Source organism: Thermus sp. KWY1 (assembly GCF_057547025.1).
The window spans coordinates 1-17,312 of the sequence record NZ_BAAJPG010000002.1 but is presented as its reverse complement, the minus strand read 5'-3'; the positions used below and the strand labels follow the sequence as shown (position 1 = coordinate 17,312).

21 protein-coding genes and 1 rRNA gene are annotated in these 17,312 nt (G+C 66.0%); 15 read left to right on the top strand and 7 right to left on the bottom strand.

The annotated features are described in order from the left end of the window. The first annotated feature begins 3 nt into the window (after positions 1 to 3). From AC27GT_RS00705 to AC27GT_RS00685, 5 genes are read left to right on the top strand one after another with little or no spacing between them, the layout of a single operon-like run. Positions 4 to 216: an SHOCT domain-containing protein gene (locus tag AC27GT_RS00705; protein WP_014510815.1), complete on the top strand. Its 213-nt coding sequence runs from the start codon at positions 4 to 6 to the stop codon at positions 214 to 216. Then, on the top strand, positions 213 to 890 hold the full coding sequence (locus tag AC27GT_RS00700; RefSeq protein ID WP_015716304.1) for a response regulator transcription factor: 678 nt from the start codon (positions 213 to 215) through the stop codon (positions 888 to 890). The genes AC27GT_RS00705 and AC27GT_RS00700 overlap by 4 nt, the downstream gene beginning before the upstream one ends. After that, positions 874 to 1,995, top strand: coding sequence for a sensor histidine kinase (locus tag AC27GT_RS00695; protein ID WP_015716303.1), 1,122 nt, complete (start codon positions 874 to 876; stop codon positions 1,993 to 1,995). Before AC27GT_RS00700 ends, AC27GT_RS00695 begins: the two co-directional genes overlap by 17 nt. A 10-nt stretch (positions 1,996 to 2,005) precedes the next feature. Continuing rightward, positions 2,006 to 2,521, top strand: a complete 516-nt coding sequence (locus AC27GT_RS00690) for a CueP family metal-binding protein (protein ID WP_015716302.1) — start codon at positions 2,006 to 2,008, stop codon at positions 2,519 to 2,521. Between the two features lie 6 nt (positions 2,522 to 2,527). Further along, positions 2,528 to 3,286 (top strand): WD40/YVTN/BNR-like repeat-containing protein, encoded by a 759-nt coding sequence (locus AC27GT_RS00685; protein WP_015716301.1) that lies wholly within the window; start codon positions 2,528 to 2,530, stop codon positions 3,284 to 3,286. Between the two features lie 38 nt (positions 3,287 to 3,324). Here the strand turns inward: AC27GT_RS00685 and AC27GT_RS00680 are convergent, their stop codons facing one another. Beyond that, the gene (locus tag AC27GT_RS00680; RefSeq protein WP_436411068.1) at positions 3,325 to 3,930 is read right to left on the bottom strand and encodes a class I SAM-dependent methyltransferase; all 606 of its coding nucleotides are present in this window, start codon (positions 3,928 to 3,930) and stop codon (positions 3,325 to 3,327) included. Positions 3,931 to 3,946: 16 nt separating this feature from the next. Further along, a complete protein-coding gene (locus AC27GT_RS00675; RefSeq protein WP_487223375.1) occupies positions 3,947 to 4,771 on the bottom strand; it encodes an urease accessory protein UreH domain-containing protein in 825 nt (274 codons plus the stop codon). A 104-nt stretch (positions 4,772 to 4,875) separates the two neighbouring features. Here AC27GT_RS00675 and AC27GT_RS00670 point away from each other — a divergent pair, with 104 nt between their 5' ends. From AC27GT_RS00670 to AC27GT_RS00630, 9 genes are all read left to right on the top strand, one after another. Then, positions 4,876 to 5,112, top strand: a complete 237-nt coding sequence (locus AC27GT_RS00670) for an SHOCT domain-containing protein (RefSeq protein WP_126177736.1) — start codon at positions 4,876 to 4,878, stop codon at positions 5,110 to 5,112. Beyond that, the gene (locus tag AC27GT_RS00665; RefSeq protein ID WP_487223374.1) at positions 5,109 to 5,762 is read left to right on the top strand and encodes a peptidase M4; all 654 of its coding nucleotides are present in this window, start codon (positions 5,109 to 5,111) and stop codon (positions 5,760 to 5,762) included. The genes AC27GT_RS00670 and AC27GT_RS00665 overlap by 4 nt, the downstream gene beginning before the upstream one ends. Positions 5,763 to 5,902: 140 nt before the next feature. Further along, positions 5,903 to 6,292, top strand: a complete 390-nt coding sequence (locus AC27GT_RS00660; protein ID WP_054392110.1) for a DUF302 domain-containing protein — start codon at positions 5,903 to 5,905, stop codon at positions 6,290 to 6,292. A 57-nt stretch (positions 6,293 to 6,349) separates the two neighbouring features. Further along, on the top strand, positions 6,350 to 7,756 hold the full coding sequence (locus AC27GT_RS00655) for a multicopper oxidase family protein (RefSeq protein WP_487223373.1): 1,407 nt from the start codon (positions 6,350 to 6,352) through the stop codon (positions 7,754 to 7,756). After that, entirely contained in the window at positions 7,756 to 9,777 is a 2,022-nt protein-coding gene (locus AC27GT_RS00650; protein WP_487223372.1) for a heavy metal translocating P-type ATPase, read from the top strand. The genes AC27GT_RS00655 and AC27GT_RS00650 overlap by 1 nt, the downstream gene beginning before the upstream one ends. A gap of 15 nt (positions 9,778 to 9,792) precedes the next feature. Then, positions 9,793 to 11,007, top strand: a complete 1,215-nt coding sequence (locus AC27GT_RS00645; RefSeq protein ID WP_038071322.1) for a cysteine desulfurase — start codon at positions 9,793 to 9,795, stop codon at positions 11,005 to 11,007. An 11-nt stretch (positions 11,008 to 11,018) separates the two neighbouring features. Continuing rightward, a complete protein-coding gene (gene sufU, locus AC27GT_RS00640; protein WP_487223371.1) occupies positions 11,019 to 11,435 on the top strand; it encodes a Fe-S cluster assembly sulfur transfer protein SufU in 417 nt (138 codons plus the stop codon). After that, positions 11,432 to 11,635 (top strand): hypothetical protein, encoded by a 204-nt coding sequence (locus tag AC27GT_RS00635; RefSeq protein WP_019551551.1) that lies wholly within the window; start codon positions 11,432 to 11,434, stop codon positions 11,633 to 11,635. Before sufU ends, AC27GT_RS00635 begins: the two co-directional genes overlap by 4 nt. Further along, positions 11,636 to 12,346, top strand: coding sequence for an alpha/beta fold hydrolase (locus tag AC27GT_RS00630; RefSeq protein WP_015716290.1), 711 nt, complete (start codon positions 11,636 to 11,638; stop codon positions 12,344 to 12,346). A 46-nt stretch (positions 12,347 to 12,392) separates the two neighbouring features. Here AC27GT_RS00630 and AC27GT_RS00625 read toward each other — a convergent pair whose 3' ends face one another. The 4 genes from AC27GT_RS00625 to pyrF are packed head-to-tail and all read right to left on the bottom strand — an operon-like array spanning position 12,393 to position 15,697. Then, a complete protein-coding gene (locus AC27GT_RS00625; protein WP_487223370.1) occupies positions 12,393 to 13,361 on the bottom strand; it encodes an NAD(P)H-dependent glycerol-3-phosphate dehydrogenase in 969 nt (322 codons plus the stop codon). After that, entirely contained in the window at positions 13,358 to 14,362 is a 1,005-nt protein-coding gene (locus tag AC27GT_RS00620) for a hypothetical protein (RefSeq protein WP_054392122.1), read from the bottom strand. The genes AC27GT_RS00625 and AC27GT_RS00620 overlap by 4 nt, the downstream gene beginning before the upstream one ends. 4 nt (positions 14,363 to 14,366) lie before the next feature. After that, on the bottom strand, positions 14,367 to 14,918 hold the full coding sequence (pyrE, locus tag AC27GT_RS00615; RefSeq protein ID WP_015716286.1) for an orotate phosphoribosyltransferase: 552 nt from the start codon (positions 14,916 to 14,918) through the stop codon (positions 14,367 to 14,369). 5 nt (positions 14,919 to 14,923) lie between these two features. After that, entirely contained in the window at positions 14,924 to 15,697 is a 774-nt protein-coding gene (gene pyrF / locus AC27GT_RS00610; RefSeq protein WP_038032552.1) for an orotidine-5'-phosphate decarboxylase, read from the bottom strand. Positions 15,698 to 15,769: 72 nt separating this feature from the next. Here pyrF and AC27GT_RS00605 point away from each other — a divergent pair, with 72 nt between their 5' ends. Further along, on the top strand, positions 15,770 to 16,984 hold the full coding sequence (locus AC27GT_RS00605; RefSeq protein WP_015716284.1) for a S8 family peptidase: 1,215 nt from the start codon (positions 15,770 to 15,772) through the stop codon (positions 16,982 to 16,984). Between the two features lie 136 nt (positions 16,985 to 17,120). Here AC27GT_RS00605 and AC27GT_RS00600 read toward each other — a convergent pair. Then, positions 17,121 to 17,312, bottom strand: a 16S ribosomal RNA gene (locus AC27GT_RS00600); the annotation flags it as partial.

The window sequence follows — 17,312 nt, the reverse complement described above, 5'->3', positions numbered from 1 at the left end:
GGTATGTGGTGGTGCGGCAACTGGGGGTACATGGGTTGGTGGGGGCCCCTTTTCGGGCTTCTCTGGTTCGTCCTCCTGGGCCTCTTCGTCTACTGGCTGGTCCGGAGCCTGGTGCCGGAACGCCGGGACCGGGCCCTGGAGATCCTCAAGGAGCGGTACGCCCGGGGGGAGATCGACAAGGAAACCTTTGAGCGCATGAAGCGCGAGCTCGCATGAGGGTTCTCCTGGTGGACGACGACCCAGCCCTCCTCGAGGTCCTGGGGGCCTACCTGAGGGGGGCTGGGTTTGAGGTGCTGGAGGCAAAGGATGGGGAAAAGGCCCTGGAGCTTTTTCCCCGGGCCGACCTCATCATCCTGGACCTCATGCTGCCCAAGCTGGACGGCTTCAAGGTCCTGGAGGAGGTGCGCCGGGAAAGGCCCGAGCTTCCCATCCTCATGCTGACCGCCAGGGGGGAGGAGGAGGAAAGGGTTAAGGGGCTGGAGCTAGGGGCCGACGACTACGTGGTCAAGCCCTTCAGCCCCAAGGAGGTGGTGGCCCGGGTCAAGGCCCTCCTAAGGCGAGCCGGCCTCAAGGAGGAGCTCTGCTACGGCCCCTTGCGCCTTCTTCCGAAGGAGCGGCAGGCCTACCTGGAGGGCAAGCCCCTTCCCCTTTCCCAGCTGGAGTTTGACCTCCTCCTCACCCTGGCCCAGCACCCGGGCATGGTCTTCACCCGGGAAAGGCTCTTGGAAAAGGTGTGGGGACCGGACTTCCCGGGCATAGACCGGGTGGTGGACGTGCACATCGCTGCTTTGAGAAAAAAGCTCATGGACGATCCGGAAAACCCCCGGTTCATCGAAACGGTACGGGGGGTGGGGTACCGCTTCCGGGAAGGCGATGCGCCTCTTCGCTAAGCTCTTCCTCAGCCACCTTCTGGTGGCCCTCCTGGCCCTGTTCCTCTTCTTCCTCCTGGCGGAGACCCTGGCCCCCTCCTTCTACCGGGGGCATGTGGAGCGCATGTACCACGCCCTATCCATGATGGGCGGGCTCATGATGGGCGAGGCCTTAAGGCGGGACCTCGAGGAAGGCCTCCGCTCCACCCTCACCACCGCCCTCCTCGCCGCCCTTCCCCTCTCCGTGGCCGGGGCCGCCCTCTCCGCCTCCTTCGCCAGCCTGCGCTTCTCCCGCACCGCCAGGCTTCTGGCCGAGGGAAGCCGCCGTATGGCCCAGGGGGAGTACCGGGTGCGCCTTCCCCCCCTGGAACGGGACGAGTTCGGCGAGGTGGCCCTTCACTTCAACCGCCTGGCCGAGGCCCTGGAACGGGTGGAACAAAGCCGGGTGGAGCTCATCGGCACCGTGGCCCACGAGCTCAGGACTCCCCTGTCCGCCCTGCAAGCCTACGCCGAGGCCCTGGCGGACGGGGTCATGGAGCCCGAAAAGGCAGCGGAAAGGATTCAGCAGGAAGTGCGGGCCATGAGCCGGCTGGTCCGGGATCTCTCCCTGGTTTCCCAGGTGGAGTCGGGAGCCGTGGAGCTTCACCCCGGGCCCCTGGATCCCAAAGAACTCCTGGAACAGGCGGCGGAACGCTTCCGCCCCGCCTTCCAGGCCAAGGGAGTGGCCCTGGAGGTGGCGGCCCCCTCCTTTCTTCCCCGGGTCTGGGCCGATGCGGAACGGACCCTCCAGGTGCTCGCCAACCTGCTTTCCAACGCCCTCCGCCATACCCCGGAGGGAGGAAGGGTGAGGCTTGGGGCGGAAAGGACAGGCCAGGCGGTGGTCTTCAGCGTGGAGGACACAGGGCCCGGCATCCCCGAGGAACACCTTCCCCGCATCTTTGAGCGCTTCTACCGCATAGACCCCTCCCGCAGCCGTCAGGATGGGGGAACCGGAGTGGGCCTCACCATCGCCAAGAGCCTGGTAGAAGCCATGGGGGGAAGGATCTGGGTGGAAAGCCAGCTGGGCCGGGGAAGCGTTTTCCGCTTCACCCTGCCCCTTTACACAGGCTTAACGGGCAAGGCTTAGGGTGAGAGCCATGAAGAAGCTTCTGGCGCTTGCCCTAGGCGTGGCTTTAGGCCTGGCCCAGACTCCCTCCCCCGAGGCCCTCAAAGGCCTGAAGCCCGAAGAGGCCCTGGCTCTGGCCAAGCGGTGGCGGGAGGAAGGGCAAAGGGTGGTGAGCTACGTGACCCCCGAGGCCTTCTTCTTCGAGTTCCCGGACGGCCGCAAGGCCCAGGTGGCCCTCAAGGACCGCTTCCTCCTGGCGATAGCCCCCTACGTGAGCCGTACCCATCCCTGCCAGGTCCACTACTTCTCCAGCTGCACGGGGGAACTCCAGGAGGAGGTCTTTGAGGTTCGGGTGCTGGAGGGGGAAAAGGAGGTGCTCAAGACCCAGGTCAGATCGGGGAAGGACGGGTTCTTTGAGCTCTGGTTGCCCCGCAACCGCCGCTACACCCTGGAGATCCGCTGGGGGAACCTGGCAGCCACCAGCTCCGTGACCACCTTCAGCCAAAGCCCCACCTGCCTTACCGGCTTCCGCCTCGCCTCACGGTAGAACGCCATGCGCCCTTTCACCTTTTTTACCCTCTTCCTCGGCCTCGCCCTGGCCCAAACTCCCCTGGGTCCGGTGCCCACGCGGGATGTTCACGCCCTTTTGTGGCACCCCTCGGGAGTCCTGCTCCTGGGCCACCACGACGGCATCGTTGCCTGGAGCAACAGCACCTCCCAGGACCTGGTGCGGCGGCGGGACTGGGACGCCATGAACCTGGCCTGGGGAGGCGAACGCCTGATCGCGGCCGGGCACTGGATCCTTGCGGAAAGCCGGGATCTCAAGCGCTTCCGCGACCTAAGGCCCAAGGGCCTTCCCGCCCTGGACCTCCACGCCTATGCCATCGATCCCAGGAAGCCTGAGGTCCACTACACCCTCGAGGCCACCTACGGCTACTTCCGCAGCCAGGACGGCGGGCAGACCTGGGCAAAGCTTCCCGCCCGGGGCCTGCCCAAAGCGGGGATGGCCTTCTTCCTGGTGGACCAAAAGGGCCGCCTCTGGGCTTCCCTTATGGAAAGGGGGCTCTTCCTGAGCGAGGATGGAGGCGAAAGCTTCCGCCCCATTCCCTCCCCTGACCCCGCCCCGGGACCCCTGGCCCTCTCCCCTTCGGGCACCCTGTACCTGGGAGGAAAGCTCGGCCTCTGGCGGCGGACGGAAGCGGGGTGGCGCAGGATCTGGCAGGGAGCGGTGTTGGCCCTCACCGCCCATCCCCAGGAGGAGGGTTGGCTGGCCTGGGTGGACGAAAGGGGCACCCTCTGGCAAGGGCGCTAAGGGCCACGCCTTCCAGGCTATTCCCGCCACATGGGGGGCTACCAGGGGAAGGGGCAAGGTAAAGGCCTCCGCTTCCACCCGGGCAAACCCTGCCTCCCGAATAAGGGCCAGGGTTTCCCGGTTGGGATGGCAACCATCCCCCAGAAGGGCCCAAGGGGAACAGAGGAAATCCTGGGCCCGGCGAAGGCAGGAACCCCGGTCACGCGAAGCGTACCTTGAGGGGCGGCCACGTGTTCCAAAAAGACGAACCGCCCCCCGGGCCTCAGCACCCTAAGGATCTCCGCCAAAGCCCGCCTGGGGTCCTCCACCGAGCAGAGGACCAAGGTGGCCACCACGGCATCCACGCTTTCCTGCGGCAGGGGAATCTCCTCCGCCTGGCCCAGCAGCACCTCGCCCAAGACTCCCCTCTGCCGCAAGGCCGTTTCCAACCAGGGGTGCAGGTGGGGATTGGGCTCGAGGCCCAGCCAGTAGACCCCATCCGGCAGGTAGGCCAGGTTAATCCCTGTTCCCGGGCCGATCTCCAGCACCGTGCCCGCCAGGCCTCCCAGGAGTTTCCTCCGCCAGGGCTCGCTTACCCTGGCGTGCCCCTGGGAAAGAGCGGGAAGAAGCGCCGCGAAAAACCGGGCCCTTAGACCCCTCTTCATGCCCTTGCCTCCCATGCTAGAGGTTCCAGTAAAGCACCGTGTCCAAAATCCCCAGCACCACGAAGACCCCTCCTGCACCCCTCAAAAGCGCGCTCCCCAGATGGCGCATCCCCTTAAGGGCTTGGCCCCGGCCCAGGCGGGCGAAGAGCAGTAGCAGCAAACCCAAGGGGAGGCCCGTCCCCAGGGCAAACACACCGGGGAGCAGGAAACCCAGGGGCGAGGCCAGGGCCAGGGGAAGCAAAAGACCGAAAAAAAGCCAGAAGAGGGTGGGGCAGAAGGCCAGGCCGTAAACCCCCCCGAGGGCTAGGGGCCCAAGAAGCCCGCCCCACGTTCCCACCCGGGCCCCCACGCCCTCCGGCACCCCCCAGGCCAGGGGCCAGCGCACCACCCCCAAAAGGCCCAAGCCCACCAGGACCATGAAGGGGCCAAGGGCCAAGCGCACCGGGCGGAAGACCGCCCCGGGGTTGTCCAAAACCCCGCCCAGGAAAAAGAGAACGACCCCGGCCAGCGCCAGGTAGGTGAAGGCCTTCCCCAGGAGAAAGGCCAGAAACCGGGGCCAGACCCTCCCCTCGAGGGCGGAAGGAGCCAGGTAGGCCAGGGCACTGGCCCCCGTGGTGATCTGGCAGGGAGCGAAGGCCGCCAGGACTCCCAGGAGAAAAGCGGAAAGCCATGGCACCCCCACCTCCCGCCTCAGCCCGTCCACCCACGGGGCCAAGAGGGCGTATAAGGAGTTGGCTACCCGGTAAAGCTCCCAGGATACCTCTTTCAGTAACCCACTTCCCAAGGCCAACCCAATCAGGACCAGGAAAGCGAAACCAAGCCTCACGTATCCTCTTGGCATCTACGTAAAGACTAGGGGCCCAATGTTAAGCCCAGGTAAAGCCAGCTCCTTTACGCCAGCTTAACAGTACCGGTCTAGGGTATAGGTGGAGGTGGATCGTGGGAATGATGGGTTTCGGCAGCATGGGGTTCGGGTGGTTCCTCGGGCTTCTCAACATGCTCCTCATCCTGGCCCTCTTGGCTGGCCTCTTTTACCTGGGGCTTCGGGCCTGGGGGGGAGGCGGCGGGCCCAAAAAGGATGAGGCCCTGGAGGCCCTGCGCCTCCGGTACGCCAGGGGCGAGCTGGACGAGGAAAGCTACAGAAGGCTTAGGAAGGAACTGGAAAAGGGAGGTGAAGCATGAAACGCTACGGTATGGTCTTAGGAGTTCTGGGCCTTTTGCTCTTGGGCCTTGCCCTCACCCAGGGCATGATGGGGGGTTTTGGTCCGGGGATGATGGGCTACGGCCCGCAGTACGGCCCGGGGATGATGGGCTACGGCATGATGGGCGGTTACGGGATGATGGGCATGATGGCGGTTTACCCCCCGGAAGCCCGCCCCATTCCCCAGGCAGAAGCCAAAGCGCGAATGGAGGCTTACGCCAAGCGCCTCTACCCGGGGGCACGCCTTAAGGACTTCATGGCCTTCAGCCAAAACTACTACGCCCAGGTGGTGGACGAGAAAGGGCAGGGGCTTTTTGAGCTCATCGCCGACCGCTACACCGGGGTGGTCTCCCCGGAGCCCGGCCCCAACATGATGTGGAACACCCGTTACAGCATGATGGGAGGCCCGGTACAGGCTCCCGTCCGCTTCCCCTTGGAGGAGGCCAAAAAGCTGGCCGAGACCTTCCTAAAAGGCTACCTCCCGGGGGCCCGGGTCCTGGAGGCTGGGGCCTTCCCCGGCTACTACACCTTTGACTTCGGGCGCAAGGAGGTGGAGGGCATGCTTTCCGTGAATGCCTACACGGGGGAGGTCTGGGTCCACACCTGGCATGGCTTCTTCCTGGGAGAGTGACCCCGGTAGGGCCCTTGCCCGGGGCAGCTGCCCCGGGCGGGGCCCAGGGCCTTTCCTATACCCCCCAAAACTCCTCAATACAACTTTCACGAAAGGCCTTTTCTCTCAGGTTCCGCTACCCTTTAGGTAGGGAGAGTACCATGACGGACTTAAGGAAAACCCTGAAGACCAGCCTGGCCGAGGCCCGGGCCCGGTTGGAAACCGCGCTAAGGGAAGAAGGTTTCGGCATCCTCACGGAGATCGACGTGGCCGCCACCCTAAAGGCCCGCCTGGGCCTGGAAAGGCCCCCCTACCTGATCCTGGGAGCCTGCAACCCCAGCCTGGCGGCCAAGGCCCTCGAGGCCGAGCCCGATATCGGCCTCCTCCTCCCCTGCAATGCGGTGCTCAAGGAGGGGCCAGAGGGCGTGGAGGTCCTCTTGCAGGATCCCAGGGAGATGTTCCGGGTCCTTCCTACAGAAACCCAGGAGGCGCTCAAACCCGTAGCCGAGGAGGCGAGAAACCGGCTGGAGAAAGCCTTGGCCAAACTCTAGGGGGTTCTGGAGGGACCTTTATACTTCTTTTACAAACCCCCCCTATCCTCTAAGGGTATGAATACCGACCGCCGAACCCTTCTTAAGCTCACGGCAGGCCTTCTTCTATCTCCCCTGGCCCGGGGCCAGGCCTCCTTTCCCGAGCCCCCGGTTCTCAAAAGCCGGGAAGGGCTCCTGGAGGTGCGGCTGAAGGCCGCCCCCACCCCCGTTACCGTAGCCGGGCGGGAGGCGCGGCTTTGGACCTATGGGGGTAGCTTTCCGGGGCCCACCCTTAGGGTACGCCCTGGGGATACCGTGCGCCTCGAGCTGGAAAACCTCCTTCCCGAGTCCACGAACCTGCACTGGCACGGGCTTCCCATCCCTCCTAAGGTGGACGATGCCCTCCTGGAGATACCCTCCAAGGAAACCTGGCGCTACGAGTTCACCGTGCCCCAGGACCTGGCGGGCACCTTCTGGTACCACCCCCACCTGCACGAACGGGTGGCTCCCCAGCTCTTCGCCGGACTAGCGGGGGCCATTGTGGTGGAAAGCCCCGTGGACGGGATTCCCGAACTCCGGGAAGCCGAGGAGCACCTTTTGGTCCTCAAGGACCTGGAGCTCGCATCGGGCCGTCCCGCCGCCCACACCCCCATGGACTGGATCAACGGCAAGGAGGGCAACCTTCTTCTGGTCAACGGGGCTTCCCGCCCCACCTTGCGGGCCAGCAAGGCCACCTTGCGCCTCCGCCTCCTGAACGCCAGCAACGCCCGCTACTACCGGCTCCAGTTGGAAGGGCATCCCCTTTACCTCATCGCCAGCGACGGGGGCTTCCTGGAGGAACCCTATGAGGTCCCCGAACTCCTCCTGGCCCCCGGGGAACGGGCAGAGGTCCTGGTGCGCTTCCAGAAGGAAGGGGCCTTCCGCCTCCTCGCCCTTCCCTACGACCGGGGGGTCCACACGATGGGCGGGATGGAGCACATGGGCCACGGAGGAATGTCCATGGGGACAACCCCCAGCGGCCCGCAAACCCTCCTCACCCTGGTGGCCCCGCCCCGCCCCAAACCCCTCCCCCTGCCCAAGGCCCTGGCCAAACTGCCCGCCCTCAGCCCCAACCAGGCCAGGGTGACCCGGCGCATCACCTTCACGGAGGACATGATGGCCGGGAAGTTCTTCATCAACGGCCGAACCTTTGATCACCTCAGGGTGGACTTCCAGGGACGGGCGGGGGACCTCGAGGTCTGGGAGTTGGAAAACCAAGGAGACATGGACCATCCCTTCCACCTCCACACCCATCCCTTCCAGGTTCTCTCGGTGAACGGCAAGCCCCTTCCTTACCGCGCCCTCAAGGACGTGGTGAACCTAAAGGCTAAGGAGGTGGTGCGCCTTCTGGTTCCCCTTAGGAACCTGCCCGGGAAAACCGTCTTCCACTGCCACATCGTGGAGCACGAGGACCGGGGCATGATGGGGATTCTGGAGGTGAGCTAATGCCTCCCCACCACCATCACCACCACCACCACCCTTCCCACACTGCCTCTACTAAGGCTTTGGACCGGCATGCCGGCCATACCCCGGAGATGTTCTGGAATCGCTTCCTGGTCTCGCTTCTCCTCACCCTGCCGATCCTTTACGTCTCCGAGGAGGTGCGGGGCCTCCTCGGCCTTCCCCCCTGGGAGGGAGCCTCCTGGATCCCCCTCCTCCTCGGAACCCTCATCTACTTCTATGGCGGGGGCGTATTTCTCCAGGGTGCCAGCCGGGAGCTAAGGGGAAGGCGGCCGGGGATGATGACCCTGGTGGCCTTGGGGATCACCGTGGCCTATATCTACAGCCTGGCCGTGGAGCTGGGCCTAAAGGGGAAACCCTTCTGGTGGGAACTGGCCACCTTGGTGGACGTGATGCTCCTGGGCCATTTTCTGGAAATGAAGGCCATCCTGGGGGCAGGGGAGGCCCTAAGGGCCTTGGCCAAGCTGATGCCCCAGACGGCCCACCGGCTCCGGGATGGCCGGATTGAGGACGTGCCCACCGAGGCCCTAAAGGAAGGCGACCTCATCCTCATCCGCCCGGGGGAGCAGGTGCCTGCGGATGGCGTGGTGGTGGAAGGAGCCACCAGCATGAACGAGGCCTTCCTCACCGGGGAGTCCCGGCCCGTGGCCAAAGGGGTGGGGGACGAGGTGCTGGCTGGGGCGCTGAACGGGGAAGGAGCCATCCAAGTCCGGGTAACCCGCACCGGAACCTCCACCACCCTGGGGCAGATCATGCGCCTGGTGGAGGAAGCCCAGGTTTCCCGGAGCCGGTTTCAGGACCTTGGTGAACGAGTCGCGGGGTGGCTTTTCTACGTGGCGGTGCTGGGTGGAAGCGCAACCTTCCTCCTATGGCTTCTAGCCGACGCATCCTTGTCCTTCGCCCTGGAGCGGGCGGTGACCGTGGTGATTATCGCCTGTCCCCACGCTCTGGGCCTGGCCATACCCTTGGTGGTGGTCAACGCCACAGCCATGGCCGCCCAAAGGGGAATCCTTATTCGCAACCGGGAGGCCTTTGAGCGGGCCACGGGCCTCCGGTACGTGGCCCTGGACAAGACCGGCACCCTCACCGAAGGGCAGTTTGAGGTGCGGGCGGTGTATGCGGATGGCCTTGGGGAGCAGGAGGCCCTAACCTTGGCCGCGGCCCTCGAGGCCCTCTCCGAGCACCCCCTGGCCCAGGCCATCCTGGAGGCCGCCAAGGAGCGGGGGCTTCCCCTCCCCTCGGTCCAGGACTTCCGGGCCATCCCCGGGAAAGGGGTGGAGGGCCGGGTGGAACGCCGCCTCTACCGGGTGGGCCGCCCAGAGTGGGCGGGGGAGCTGGGCCTGGAAGTGCCCCCTTCCCTGCGGCAGGGCCTGGAGGAGGCCGAGGCCCGGGGGGAGAGCGTGGTGGCCCTGATGGACGAAAGTCGGGTCCTCGCCTACCTGGCCCTCCGCGACCGCCTCCGCCCCACGGCCAAGCAGGCGATAGACGCCCTGAAGCGCATGGGGATCACCCCGGTGATGCTCACCGGGGACGCGGAGGCCGTGGCCCGAACCGTGGCCCGGGAGCTGGGGATAGAGCGCTACCACGCCCGGGTGCTACCCCAGGACAAGGCCCGTATCGTGCGGGAACTAAAATCCCAAGGCCCCACCGCCTTTGTAGGGGACGGGATCAACGACGCCCCTGCCCTCTTGGAGGCGGATCTTGGGGTGGCCATCGGAGCGGGGACCAATGTGGCCATGGAATCCGCCGATGTGGTGCTGGTCAAGAGCGATCCCCTGGACGTGGTCCGCCTCCTCCACCTGGCCCGGGCCACCCGGAGGAAGATGCTCCAAAACCTGTTCTGGGCCACGGGGTACAACGCCATCGCCCTGCCCCTGGCCGCGGGCGCGGCCTACCCTTTCGGCTTCCTCCTCCCTCCGGCCCTCGGTGCCCTCTTCATGAGCCTCTCCACCGTGGTGGTGGCCTTCAACGCCCTTCTCCTAAGGCGGGCGCACCTGGACGCCTAGGGCTAGACTGGAGGCATGGACTTCACCAGCCTAAGGGAAGACTTCCCCTTGATTGCGGGGCGGCCGGATCTGGTCTACCTGGACTCCGCCGCCACCAGCCAGAAGCCCAAGCGGGTCCTGGAGGCTTTGGACCGCTACTACCGGGAGCTCAACGCCAACGTCCACCGCGGGGCTTACCGCCTCTCCGTGGCGGCCACCGAGGCCTACGAGGAGGCAAGGCGCCGCATGGCCCGCTTCCTCAACGCCGAGGAAAGGGAGATCATCTTCGTGCGCAACACCACCGAGGCCCTGAACCTGGTGGCCTACGCTTGGGGCTTAAGGAACCTTAAGGAGGGCGACGAGATCCTGGTCACGGAAATGGAGCACCACGCAGGGCTTGTGCCCTGGCACCTGGTGGCGGGGCTCAAGGGAGCCCGGATCAAGGCCATCCCCCTCACCGAGGAGGGCCGGCTGGACCTTTCCGCCCTGGACACCCTCCTCACGGAAAGGGTCAAGGTGGTTTCCGTGGTCCACATGTCCAACGTCCTGGGCACCATCAACCCCGTGGCGGAGATCGCCAGGAGGGCCAAGGAGGTGGGGGCCCTGGTGGTGGTGGACGGGGCGCAAAGCGCCCCCCACCTGTCCGTGGACGTGAAGGCCCTGGGGGCCGACTTCTTTGCCCTCTCCGGCCACAAGATGTTGGGGCCCACAGGGGCCGGGGTGCTCTTTGGACGGTACGAGGTCCTGGAGGGGATGATGCCCTTCCTGGGAGGAGGGGAGATGATCCGGGAGGTCCACGTGGACCGCTCCACCTACGCCCCCCCGCCCCAGCGCTTTGAGGCCGGCACCCCCCCCATCGCCGAGGCCATCGCCTTGGGAGAAGCGGCCAGCTACCTGATGGAGATCGGCATGGAACGGGTCTATGCCCATGACCGGGCCCTTTTGGAATACGCCCTAAAGCGCCTGGCCGAGGTGCCGGACCTCAAGGTGTACGGCCCCAAGGGGGAGGACCGGGGCGGGGTGATCCCCTTCACCTTAGGCCGCCTCCACCCCCATGACCTGGCCACCTTCCTGGACCAGGAGGGGATCGCGGTAAGGGCAGGGCACCACTGCGCCCAACCCCTGCACCGGAAGCTGGGCCTTGCGGCCACGGCCCGGGCGAGCTTCTACCTCTACAACACCTTCGAGGAGGTGGACCGCTTCGTGGAAGCCCTCCTTCGCATCCACACCCGGTACCGGGCCTGGCTATAATGGGGGAATCCATGAGCGTCCTTGACGAGCTTTACCGGGAGATCATCCTCAAGCACTACCAGAGCCCCAAAAACTTCGGGGTCCTGCCCCAGGCCACCAAGACCGCCGGGGGCATGAACCCTTCCTGTGGGGACCAGGTGGAGGTGATGGTGCGGCTGGAAGGGGATACCATCGCCGACATCCGCTTCCAGGGTCAAGGGTGCGCCATCAGCACCGCAAGCGCCTCCATGATGACCGAGCTGGTGAAGGGGAAGAAGGTGGCGGAGGCCCTGGAGCTTTCCAAGAAGTTCCAGGCCATGGTGGTGGAAGGAGCCCCCCCCGACCCGGCCCTTGGGGATCTCCTGGCCCTTCAGGGGGTGGCCAAGCTCCCCGCCCGGGTGAAGTGCGCCACCCTGGCCTGGCACGCCCTCGAGGAGGCCTTGCGGTGAGGCGTTACCCCGCCCACAAGGTGACCCCCTTGCTGGTCCAGTACCCCGACCTCATGGAGGCCTGGAAGGAGGCCGCCAAGGCTGGGCTCCTTAGGGCGGAGAGCCAGGATGGGCGCAACTATGTGGTGGTGGAAGACCCAAGCCTCATCGCCCGGCTCAAGGCCTTGGGCCTCGAGGGGGAATCCGTGAAGGAGGCCTAGATGCGAGGCGTGGTGTTTCTGCACGCTTTCCCCTACAACCCCCGGATGTGGGAAGAGGAGATGGGCTACTTTCGGGGGCGGCTTCCCGTCCTGGCCCCCCATTACCTGGGGCTATCCCTTTCCCAGGCAGCGGATAGGGTGCTGGGGGAGATGGATGAGGCGGGCCTCGAGGAGGCCGTCTTCGTGGGGCTTTCCATGGGGGGCTACCTCATCTTCGAACTTTGGCGCAGGGCCCCCGAGCGCTTCCTGGGCCTGGTGCTGGCAGATACCCGCGCGGGGGCCGACACCGAGGAGGGCAGGAAGAACCGCTATGCCCTAAGGGAAAGGGTTCTGGCGGAAGGGGTGGGCTTCCTCCCCGAGGCCCTTCTCCCAAACCACCTGGGCAAGACCACGCAGGAGGAGAAGCCCGAGGTGGTGGCAAGGGCCAAAGCCCTCATTCTGGAGGCCAGCCCCGAGGCGGTGGCAGGAAGCCTCCTGGCCCTGGCGGAACGGCCCGACTCCACCCCCCTTCTTCCCGGGATGCGCCGCCCGGCCCTGGTCCTGGTGGGGGAGGAGGACACCCTAACCCCCCCGGAGGAGGCCAAGCGGATGGCCAAGGCCCTGCCCGACGCCCGCCTGCTCATCCTCCCCGAGGCCGGGCACCTGGCCAACCTGGAAAACCCCAAGGCTTTCCGCACGGCCCTTCTGGGCTTTCTGGCCGAGGTGCTTTAAAGGCGGAAGACTTCCTCATAGTATGGGTTTGCTGGGGCTTAAGGGGCTACTCCCCCTTGGGTTCGCGGGCCATGAGGGCAGAAAGGGCCTTCAAGGGATCCAGCCCCTCATAGACCACCTGGTACACCGCCTCGGCGATGGGAAGCTCAAGCCCGGTTCGCTCCCGCCAGGCCATGAGGGCCTTGACCGCATAGAGACCCTCCACCACCCCCCGGTCCTCGAGGCGCTCCAAAGCCTCGCCCCGCACCAGCCTCTCCCCCGCTCCCCGGTTCCGGGAGTGGAGGCTATAGGCGGTGGCCAGGAGATCCCCCAGGCCGGAAAGCCCATAAAAGGTGGCCTCCTCTCCCCCCTGGGCGGTACCGAAGCGCACCATCTCCCTAAGGCCCCGGGTGAGGAGGGCCGCCTTGGCGTTATCCCCCAGGCGAAGCCCGTCCACCATCCCCGCCGCCAGGGCCAGGATGTTCTTCAAGGCCCCGCCCAGCTCCACCCCCCGCCGGTCCTGGCTGGTGTAGACCCGGAAGGTGGGCCCGGAGAAAAGCTCCTGTACCCTTTTGGCCAGCTCCAAGGGACCCGCCGCCACGCTGGCCGTGGGGAGAAAGCGGGCCACCTCCTCCGCGTGGTTGGGACCGGAAAGGGCGGCCACGGACCTGCCAGTCAAGGCTTCCACCACCTCGCTGGGGGTGTGAAGCCTTCCCTCCTTGAAGAAAAGCCCCTTGGTGGCGGAAAGGTACCACGGGGCCCGGGGCAGAGCCCTTAAGGTGTCCTCCAGGGCCTTGGAGGGCAGGGCCACCACAGCCAGCTCCACTCCCTCCAAGGCCTCCTCCGGGTCGGCGGTGGGGTAAAGGTAAGCGGGGAGGGCCACCCCCGGCAGGTAGTCCTTGTTCTCCCGGCTGGCCCTGAGGGCCTCCGCCTGCTCCTTCCTCCTGGCCCAGAGGGCCGTGGGAATCCCCTTGCTGGCCAGAAGGACCGCCAAGGCGGTGCCCCAGGCCCCAGCCCCCAGGATGGCCACCTTCATAGGAGCACGCTCACCTCCCAGGCCTCATACCAGGCCGCCAAAAGCAGGAAAAGAGCCCCCAGGTAGAAGGTGAGGAGCAAGGCCCTAAGCCCCTTCCTATACCCCTCCCCTCCCGCCGTCTTGGCCAGGAGCACAAGTCCCCCGAAGGTGACCAGGATGTAGGCCTGAAGCTCCAGGAGAAGGGTGGGGAGGTGAACCAGGAAGGCGGCGCCCAGAAGCGCCGGGGACAGGGCGAAGCCGAAGACCAGATAGCGGAGGGCGTTCAAAAGAAAGACGGGAACCCCCAAAAGCAAGGCGGGCAGAAGCCCGGTGAGGAAAAGCCCCTGGCCGAAGTTCCAGTGGAAGATCACCCCGGCCAAGACCAGGATGCCCTTTCCCGTGGCCTCCTCCAAGCCTATAGCCTCGAGGGCCCCGCCGAAAAGGGCCTGCACCGCCCGGGCCATCTCCGGCATCCCGTAGGCCAGCAAACTCCCGAGGGCAAAGAGGCCATAGAGGAAGAGGTTGGTGAAAAGGTAAAGCCCCCTATAGGCGCGAAGAAGGGCCAGGGCCTCCAAAAGCCAGGCGCGAAAGGGCGAGGGCTGGAAGAGGAGAAAGCCAAAGAAGAGGGAAAGGAGCAAAAACCCCCACCCCGAGGCCGGGTTAAGGAGGTACCCGGGAAGGGCAAGCCCCTCGGGGCGGAAGTAGACCCGCTTGGCCTCGCCGCCCTCCAGGACCACCACCACCTCCCCCACCTCCTCCCCCACGGCCGCGGGGAAAAGGACCCGGTTTCCTTCCACCCTGGGGCTATCCAGGTTGAGGGAGAGGCCCCTGGGAGGCGGTGGGAAAAGGGCGTAGCGCTCCAAAAGCTTCGGGGCCTCCTCAGGGGAAGCCCTCAGGACCTCCTCGAGGCTCGGCGAAAGCTTTCCCGCAAGCCAGGCCTCCGCCGCCTGGCGGGCCAACTCCACCGCAGAAGAGGCCATGGCCCAGGGAAAAAGAACAAGAAGAAAGGCCAGAGGGCGCATGGCCTCAGACCTCCTCCAAGGGCACACCATCCCGGCACAGGGGGCAGGCTTCGGGAAGGTACTGGGGCACCTCCAGCTTCAGGAGGGCCCGGAAGGGAACACCGAAGTCCGCCTCCCCCCTGCTTCGGTCCACGATGGCCCCCACGCCCACCAAAACCCCTCCCCTGGCCTCCGCCGCCCGAATGGCCTTGCGCACGCTCTCCCCGGTGGTCACCACATCCTCCACCGCCAAAAAACGGTCCCCTGGGTTCACGGTGAGGCCCCTGCGCAGGGTCATGCCTCCCTGGCCATCCTTCTCGGCGAAGAGGGCCCTGGCCCCCAGGGCCTTGGCCACCACGAAGGAGAGCACCACACCCCCCAGGGCCGGGCCGATGACGAAATCCACCTTCTCGTCTTCAAATAGCTTGCCTAAGGCCTCCCCCACCGCCTCCGCATAGAGGGGATGCTGCAGGAGGGCAGCGGATTGCAGGAAGATGGGCGAGTGCAACCCCGAGCGCAGGAGAAAGTGCCCTTCCAGAAGGGCTCCCGTCCTGCGGTAGAGCTCCAGGACATCCATCCCCCCTACTCTACCAAAGCCCTATGGAAGTCCTCCGCCGCCTGTAAGGCTCCCTCCAGATCTGGCCTGCCCCCCGGATAGAAAAGGGCGCGGCTTGCGGTGTTCAAAAGGCCGGGGCCCTTCAAGGGCCTTCCCCCCTGGGCCCCTATGCCGGGGAGGAGGAAGGGAGCGCGGGGAGCCTTTTCCCGCACCGTCAAGACCACCTCCGGGTAAGTGGCCCCCACCACCATGCCCACGCGGCTCCACTCCCCTTCCCGGTATCCCTCCCCCTCCCGGGCCAGGGCCTCCGCCAGGTGGAGGTAAAGGGGCCTTCCCTCCACCAGAAGATCCTGCAAAAACCCTGATCCTGGGTTTGAGGTCTTGACCAGGACGAAAACCGCCCCCTGGCTTTCCCGGGCCGCCTGGAAGAAGGGTGTGAGGGTATCCAGGCCCAGGTAGGGGTTCACGGTGAGGGCGCTTCCAGGAAAGCGCAGGAGGTAGGCTCGGGCGTAAGCCTCGGCGGTGGAACCGATATCCCCCCGCTTCCCGTCAAAGATCACGGGCAGGCCCATGACCCGTGCGGCGCTGGCCAGCTCAAAAAGAAGCCCGAGCCCCTCCGGGCCCAGGGCCTCAAAGAAGGCCAGCTGGAACTTGACCGCAGCCAGCCTGGGAGCCAAGGCCTCAAGAAGCTCCACCGTGTACCGCTTCAAGTGGGCAACGGGCTCACGCCCGTGAAGCTCGGGCCTGGGATCCACCCCGAGGACCAAAGGAGGGCGGGAAAGCGCCAGGAGAAAGTCCATGCCTTCCACTATAGGCCTTGACAACCCCAGGCCTCCGGGCATAGAGTTGCCAGCGTACCGCAAGGGGGGAGTATGAAGAAACTCATCTTGGCTTTAAGCCTTCTGGTCCTGGCCGCCTGCCAGCAGCAGGCCACGGTGCAACCCCAGGCCCTTAGGGAAGCGGGCCAGACCTACATCGCCATCCTGGAGCCCACAGCCTCGCCCACGCTTCCCGCCCGTTTCTCCGAACGCCTTGCCGCTTTGGAAAGGGCCCACGGCCTCTCCATCCCCGCAGAGGACCGCCTCGAGGCCCTGGGGGCCGTCATCCTCCGCAACCTCACCCCCACCCAGGCCCAGCGCCTGGCCCAGGACCCCAGGGTCTACGCCCTGACCCCGGACCAGGAGGTGAAGGCCTACGCCCAGACCATCCCCTGGGGGGTGGACCGCATCGGCGCCCCCACCACCACCGCCAAGGGCGCCAACGTCTCCGTGTACGTGGTGGACACCGGCATCAAGGTGGGGCATGAGGACCTCACCAACCTGATGGGGGGGTATGCGGTGGTGAAGTGTCGGGGTAAGTGCCGCACGGCCTACGACGACGACAACGGCCACGGCACCCATGTGGCGGGCACGGTGGCCGCGGTGAACAACAGCGTGGGCGTCTTGGGCGTGGCCCCCGCCGCCGAGCTATGGGCGGTGAAGGTCCTCTCCGGCTCAGGTTCCGGCTCCACCAGCGGTATCGTCCAGGGCATCAACTGGGTGATCGGTCACAACAACGGGGGCAAGCCCAAGGTGATCAACATGAGCCTTGGGGGGAGCGGCACCGACGACCAGGATGGCCAGTACTGCCCCAGCACCCGCTCCACCAACGCCTTCCACAACGTCATCCAGAAGGCGGTGTGCGACTACCGGATCACCGTGGTGGTGGCCGCCGGCAACGAGGGCGACAACGCCGCCAACCATACCCCCGCCGCCTACGACGAGGTCATCACCGTAAGCGCCACCAACAGCCAGGACGACTGGCCCTCCTGGTCCAACTACGGCCCCGATGTGGACCTCGCCGCCCCCGGGGTTTCCATCCTCTCCACCTGGAACTCCTCCACCACCAGCTACAACACCATCAGCGGCACCTCCATGGCCAGCCCCCATGTGGCCGGGGCTGCCGCCTTGGTGCTTTCCCGCTACCCCAGCTACACCCCGGCCCAGGTGAAGCAGGCCCTTCTGCAAAACGCCGAAAGCACCGCCACCTGGCAAAACACCTCGGGGAATCCGCACCCCGAGCCCTTCCTGAACGTGAGGGGATTCTAGCCTCTCCACGAAAAACCCCCCGCCCTAGGGCGGGGGGCTGGTTTTTCCTGGGAAAAAAGAAAACCCCCCATAGGGGGTTGCACCGGCTTGGACCGCGGGGTCTTGAAAGCGCAGGAACGGGCTTCATGCTCCTTAGAAAGGAGGTGATCCAGCCGCACCTTCCGGTACAGCTACCTTGTTACGACTTCGCCCCAGTCACGAGCCCTACCCTCGGCGCCTGCCCTAAGGCTCCCGGCGACTTCGGGTAGAACCCGCTCCCATGGCGTGACGGGCGGTGTGTACAAGGCCCGGGAACGTATTCACCGCGGCATGGCTGATCCGCGATTAC

Excerpts from the sequence above, each read along its gene's own strand:
- AC27GT_RS00705 (WP_014510815.1), top strand. The coding sequence starts at position 4 with ATGTGGTGGTGCGGCAACTGGGGGTACATGGGTTGGTGGGGGCCCCTT.
- AC27GT_RS00700 (WP_015716304.1), top strand. The coding sequence starts at position 213 with ATGAGGGTTCTCCTGGTGGACGACGACCCAGCCCTCCTCGAGGTCCTG.
- AC27GT_RS00695 (WP_015716303.1), top strand. The coding sequence starts at position 874 with ATGCGCCTCTTCGCTAAGCTCTTCCTCAGCCACCTTCTGGTGGCCCTC.
- AC27GT_RS00690 (WP_015716302.1), top strand. The coding sequence starts at position 2,006 with ATGAAGAAGCTTCTGGCGCTTGCCCTAGGCGTGGCTTTAGGCCTGGCC.
- AC27GT_RS00685 (WP_015716301.1), top strand. The coding sequence starts at position 2,528 with ATGCGCCCTTTCACCTTTTTTACCCTCTTCCTCGGCCTCGCCCTGGCC.
- AC27GT_RS00680 (WP_436411068.1), bottom strand. The coding sequence starts at position 3,930 with ATGAAGAGGGGTCTAAGGGCCCGGTTTTTCGCGGCGCTTCTTCCCGCT.
- AC27GT_RS00675 (WP_487223375.1), bottom strand. The coding sequence starts at position 4,771 with ATGCCAAGAGGATACGTGAGGCTTGGTTTCGCTTTCCTGGTCCTGATT.
- AC27GT_RS00670 (WP_126177736.1), top strand. The coding sequence starts at position 4,876 with ATGATGGGTTTCGGCAGCATGGGGTTCGGGTGGTTCCTCGGGCTTCTC.
- AC27GT_RS00665 (WP_487223374.1), top strand. The coding sequence starts at position 5,109 with ATGAAACGCTACGGTATGGTCTTAGGAGTTCTGGGCCTTTTGCTCTTG.
- AC27GT_RS00660 (WP_054392110.1), top strand. The coding sequence starts at position 5,903 with ATGACGGACTTAAGGAAAACCCTGAAGACCAGCCTGGCCGAGGCCCGG.
- AC27GT_RS00655 (WP_487223373.1), top strand. The coding sequence starts at position 6,350 with ATGAATACCGACCGCCGAACCCTTCTTAAGCTCACGGCAGGCCTTCTT.
- AC27GT_RS00650 (WP_487223372.1), top strand. The coding sequence starts at position 7,756 with ATGCCTCCCCACCACCATCACCACCACCACCACCCTTCCCACACTGCC.
- AC27GT_RS00645 (WP_038071322.1), top strand. The coding sequence starts at position 9,793 with ATGGACTTCACCAGCCTAAGGGAAGACTTCCCCTTGATTGCGGGGCGG.
- sufU (WP_487223371.1), top strand. The coding sequence starts at position 11,019 with ATGAGCGTCCTTGACGAGCTTTACCGGGAGATCATCCTCAAGCACTAC.
- AC27GT_RS00630 (WP_015716290.1), top strand. The coding sequence starts at position 11,636 with ATGCGAGGCGTGGTGTTTCTGCACGCTTTCCCCTACAACCCCCGGATG.
- AC27GT_RS00625 (WP_487223370.1), bottom strand. The coding sequence starts at position 13,361 with ATGAAGGTGGCCATCCTGGGGGCTGGGGCCTGGGGCACCGCCTTGGCG.
- AC27GT_RS00620 (WP_054392122.1), bottom strand. The coding sequence starts at position 14,362 with ATGCGCCCTCTGGCCTTTCTTCTTGTTCTTTTTCCCTGGGCCATGGCC.
- pyrE (WP_015716286.1), bottom strand. The coding sequence starts at position 14,918 with ATGGATGTCCTGGAGCTCTACCGCAGGACGGGAGCCCTTCTGGAAGGG.
- pyrF (WP_038032552.1), bottom strand. The coding sequence starts at position 15,697 with ATGGACTTTCTCCTGGCGCTTTCCCGCCCTCCTTTGGTCCTCGGGGTG.
- AC27GT_RS00605 (WP_015716284.1), top strand. The coding sequence starts at position 15,770 with ATGAAGAAACTCATCTTGGCTTTAAGCCTTCTGGTCCTGGCCGCCTGC.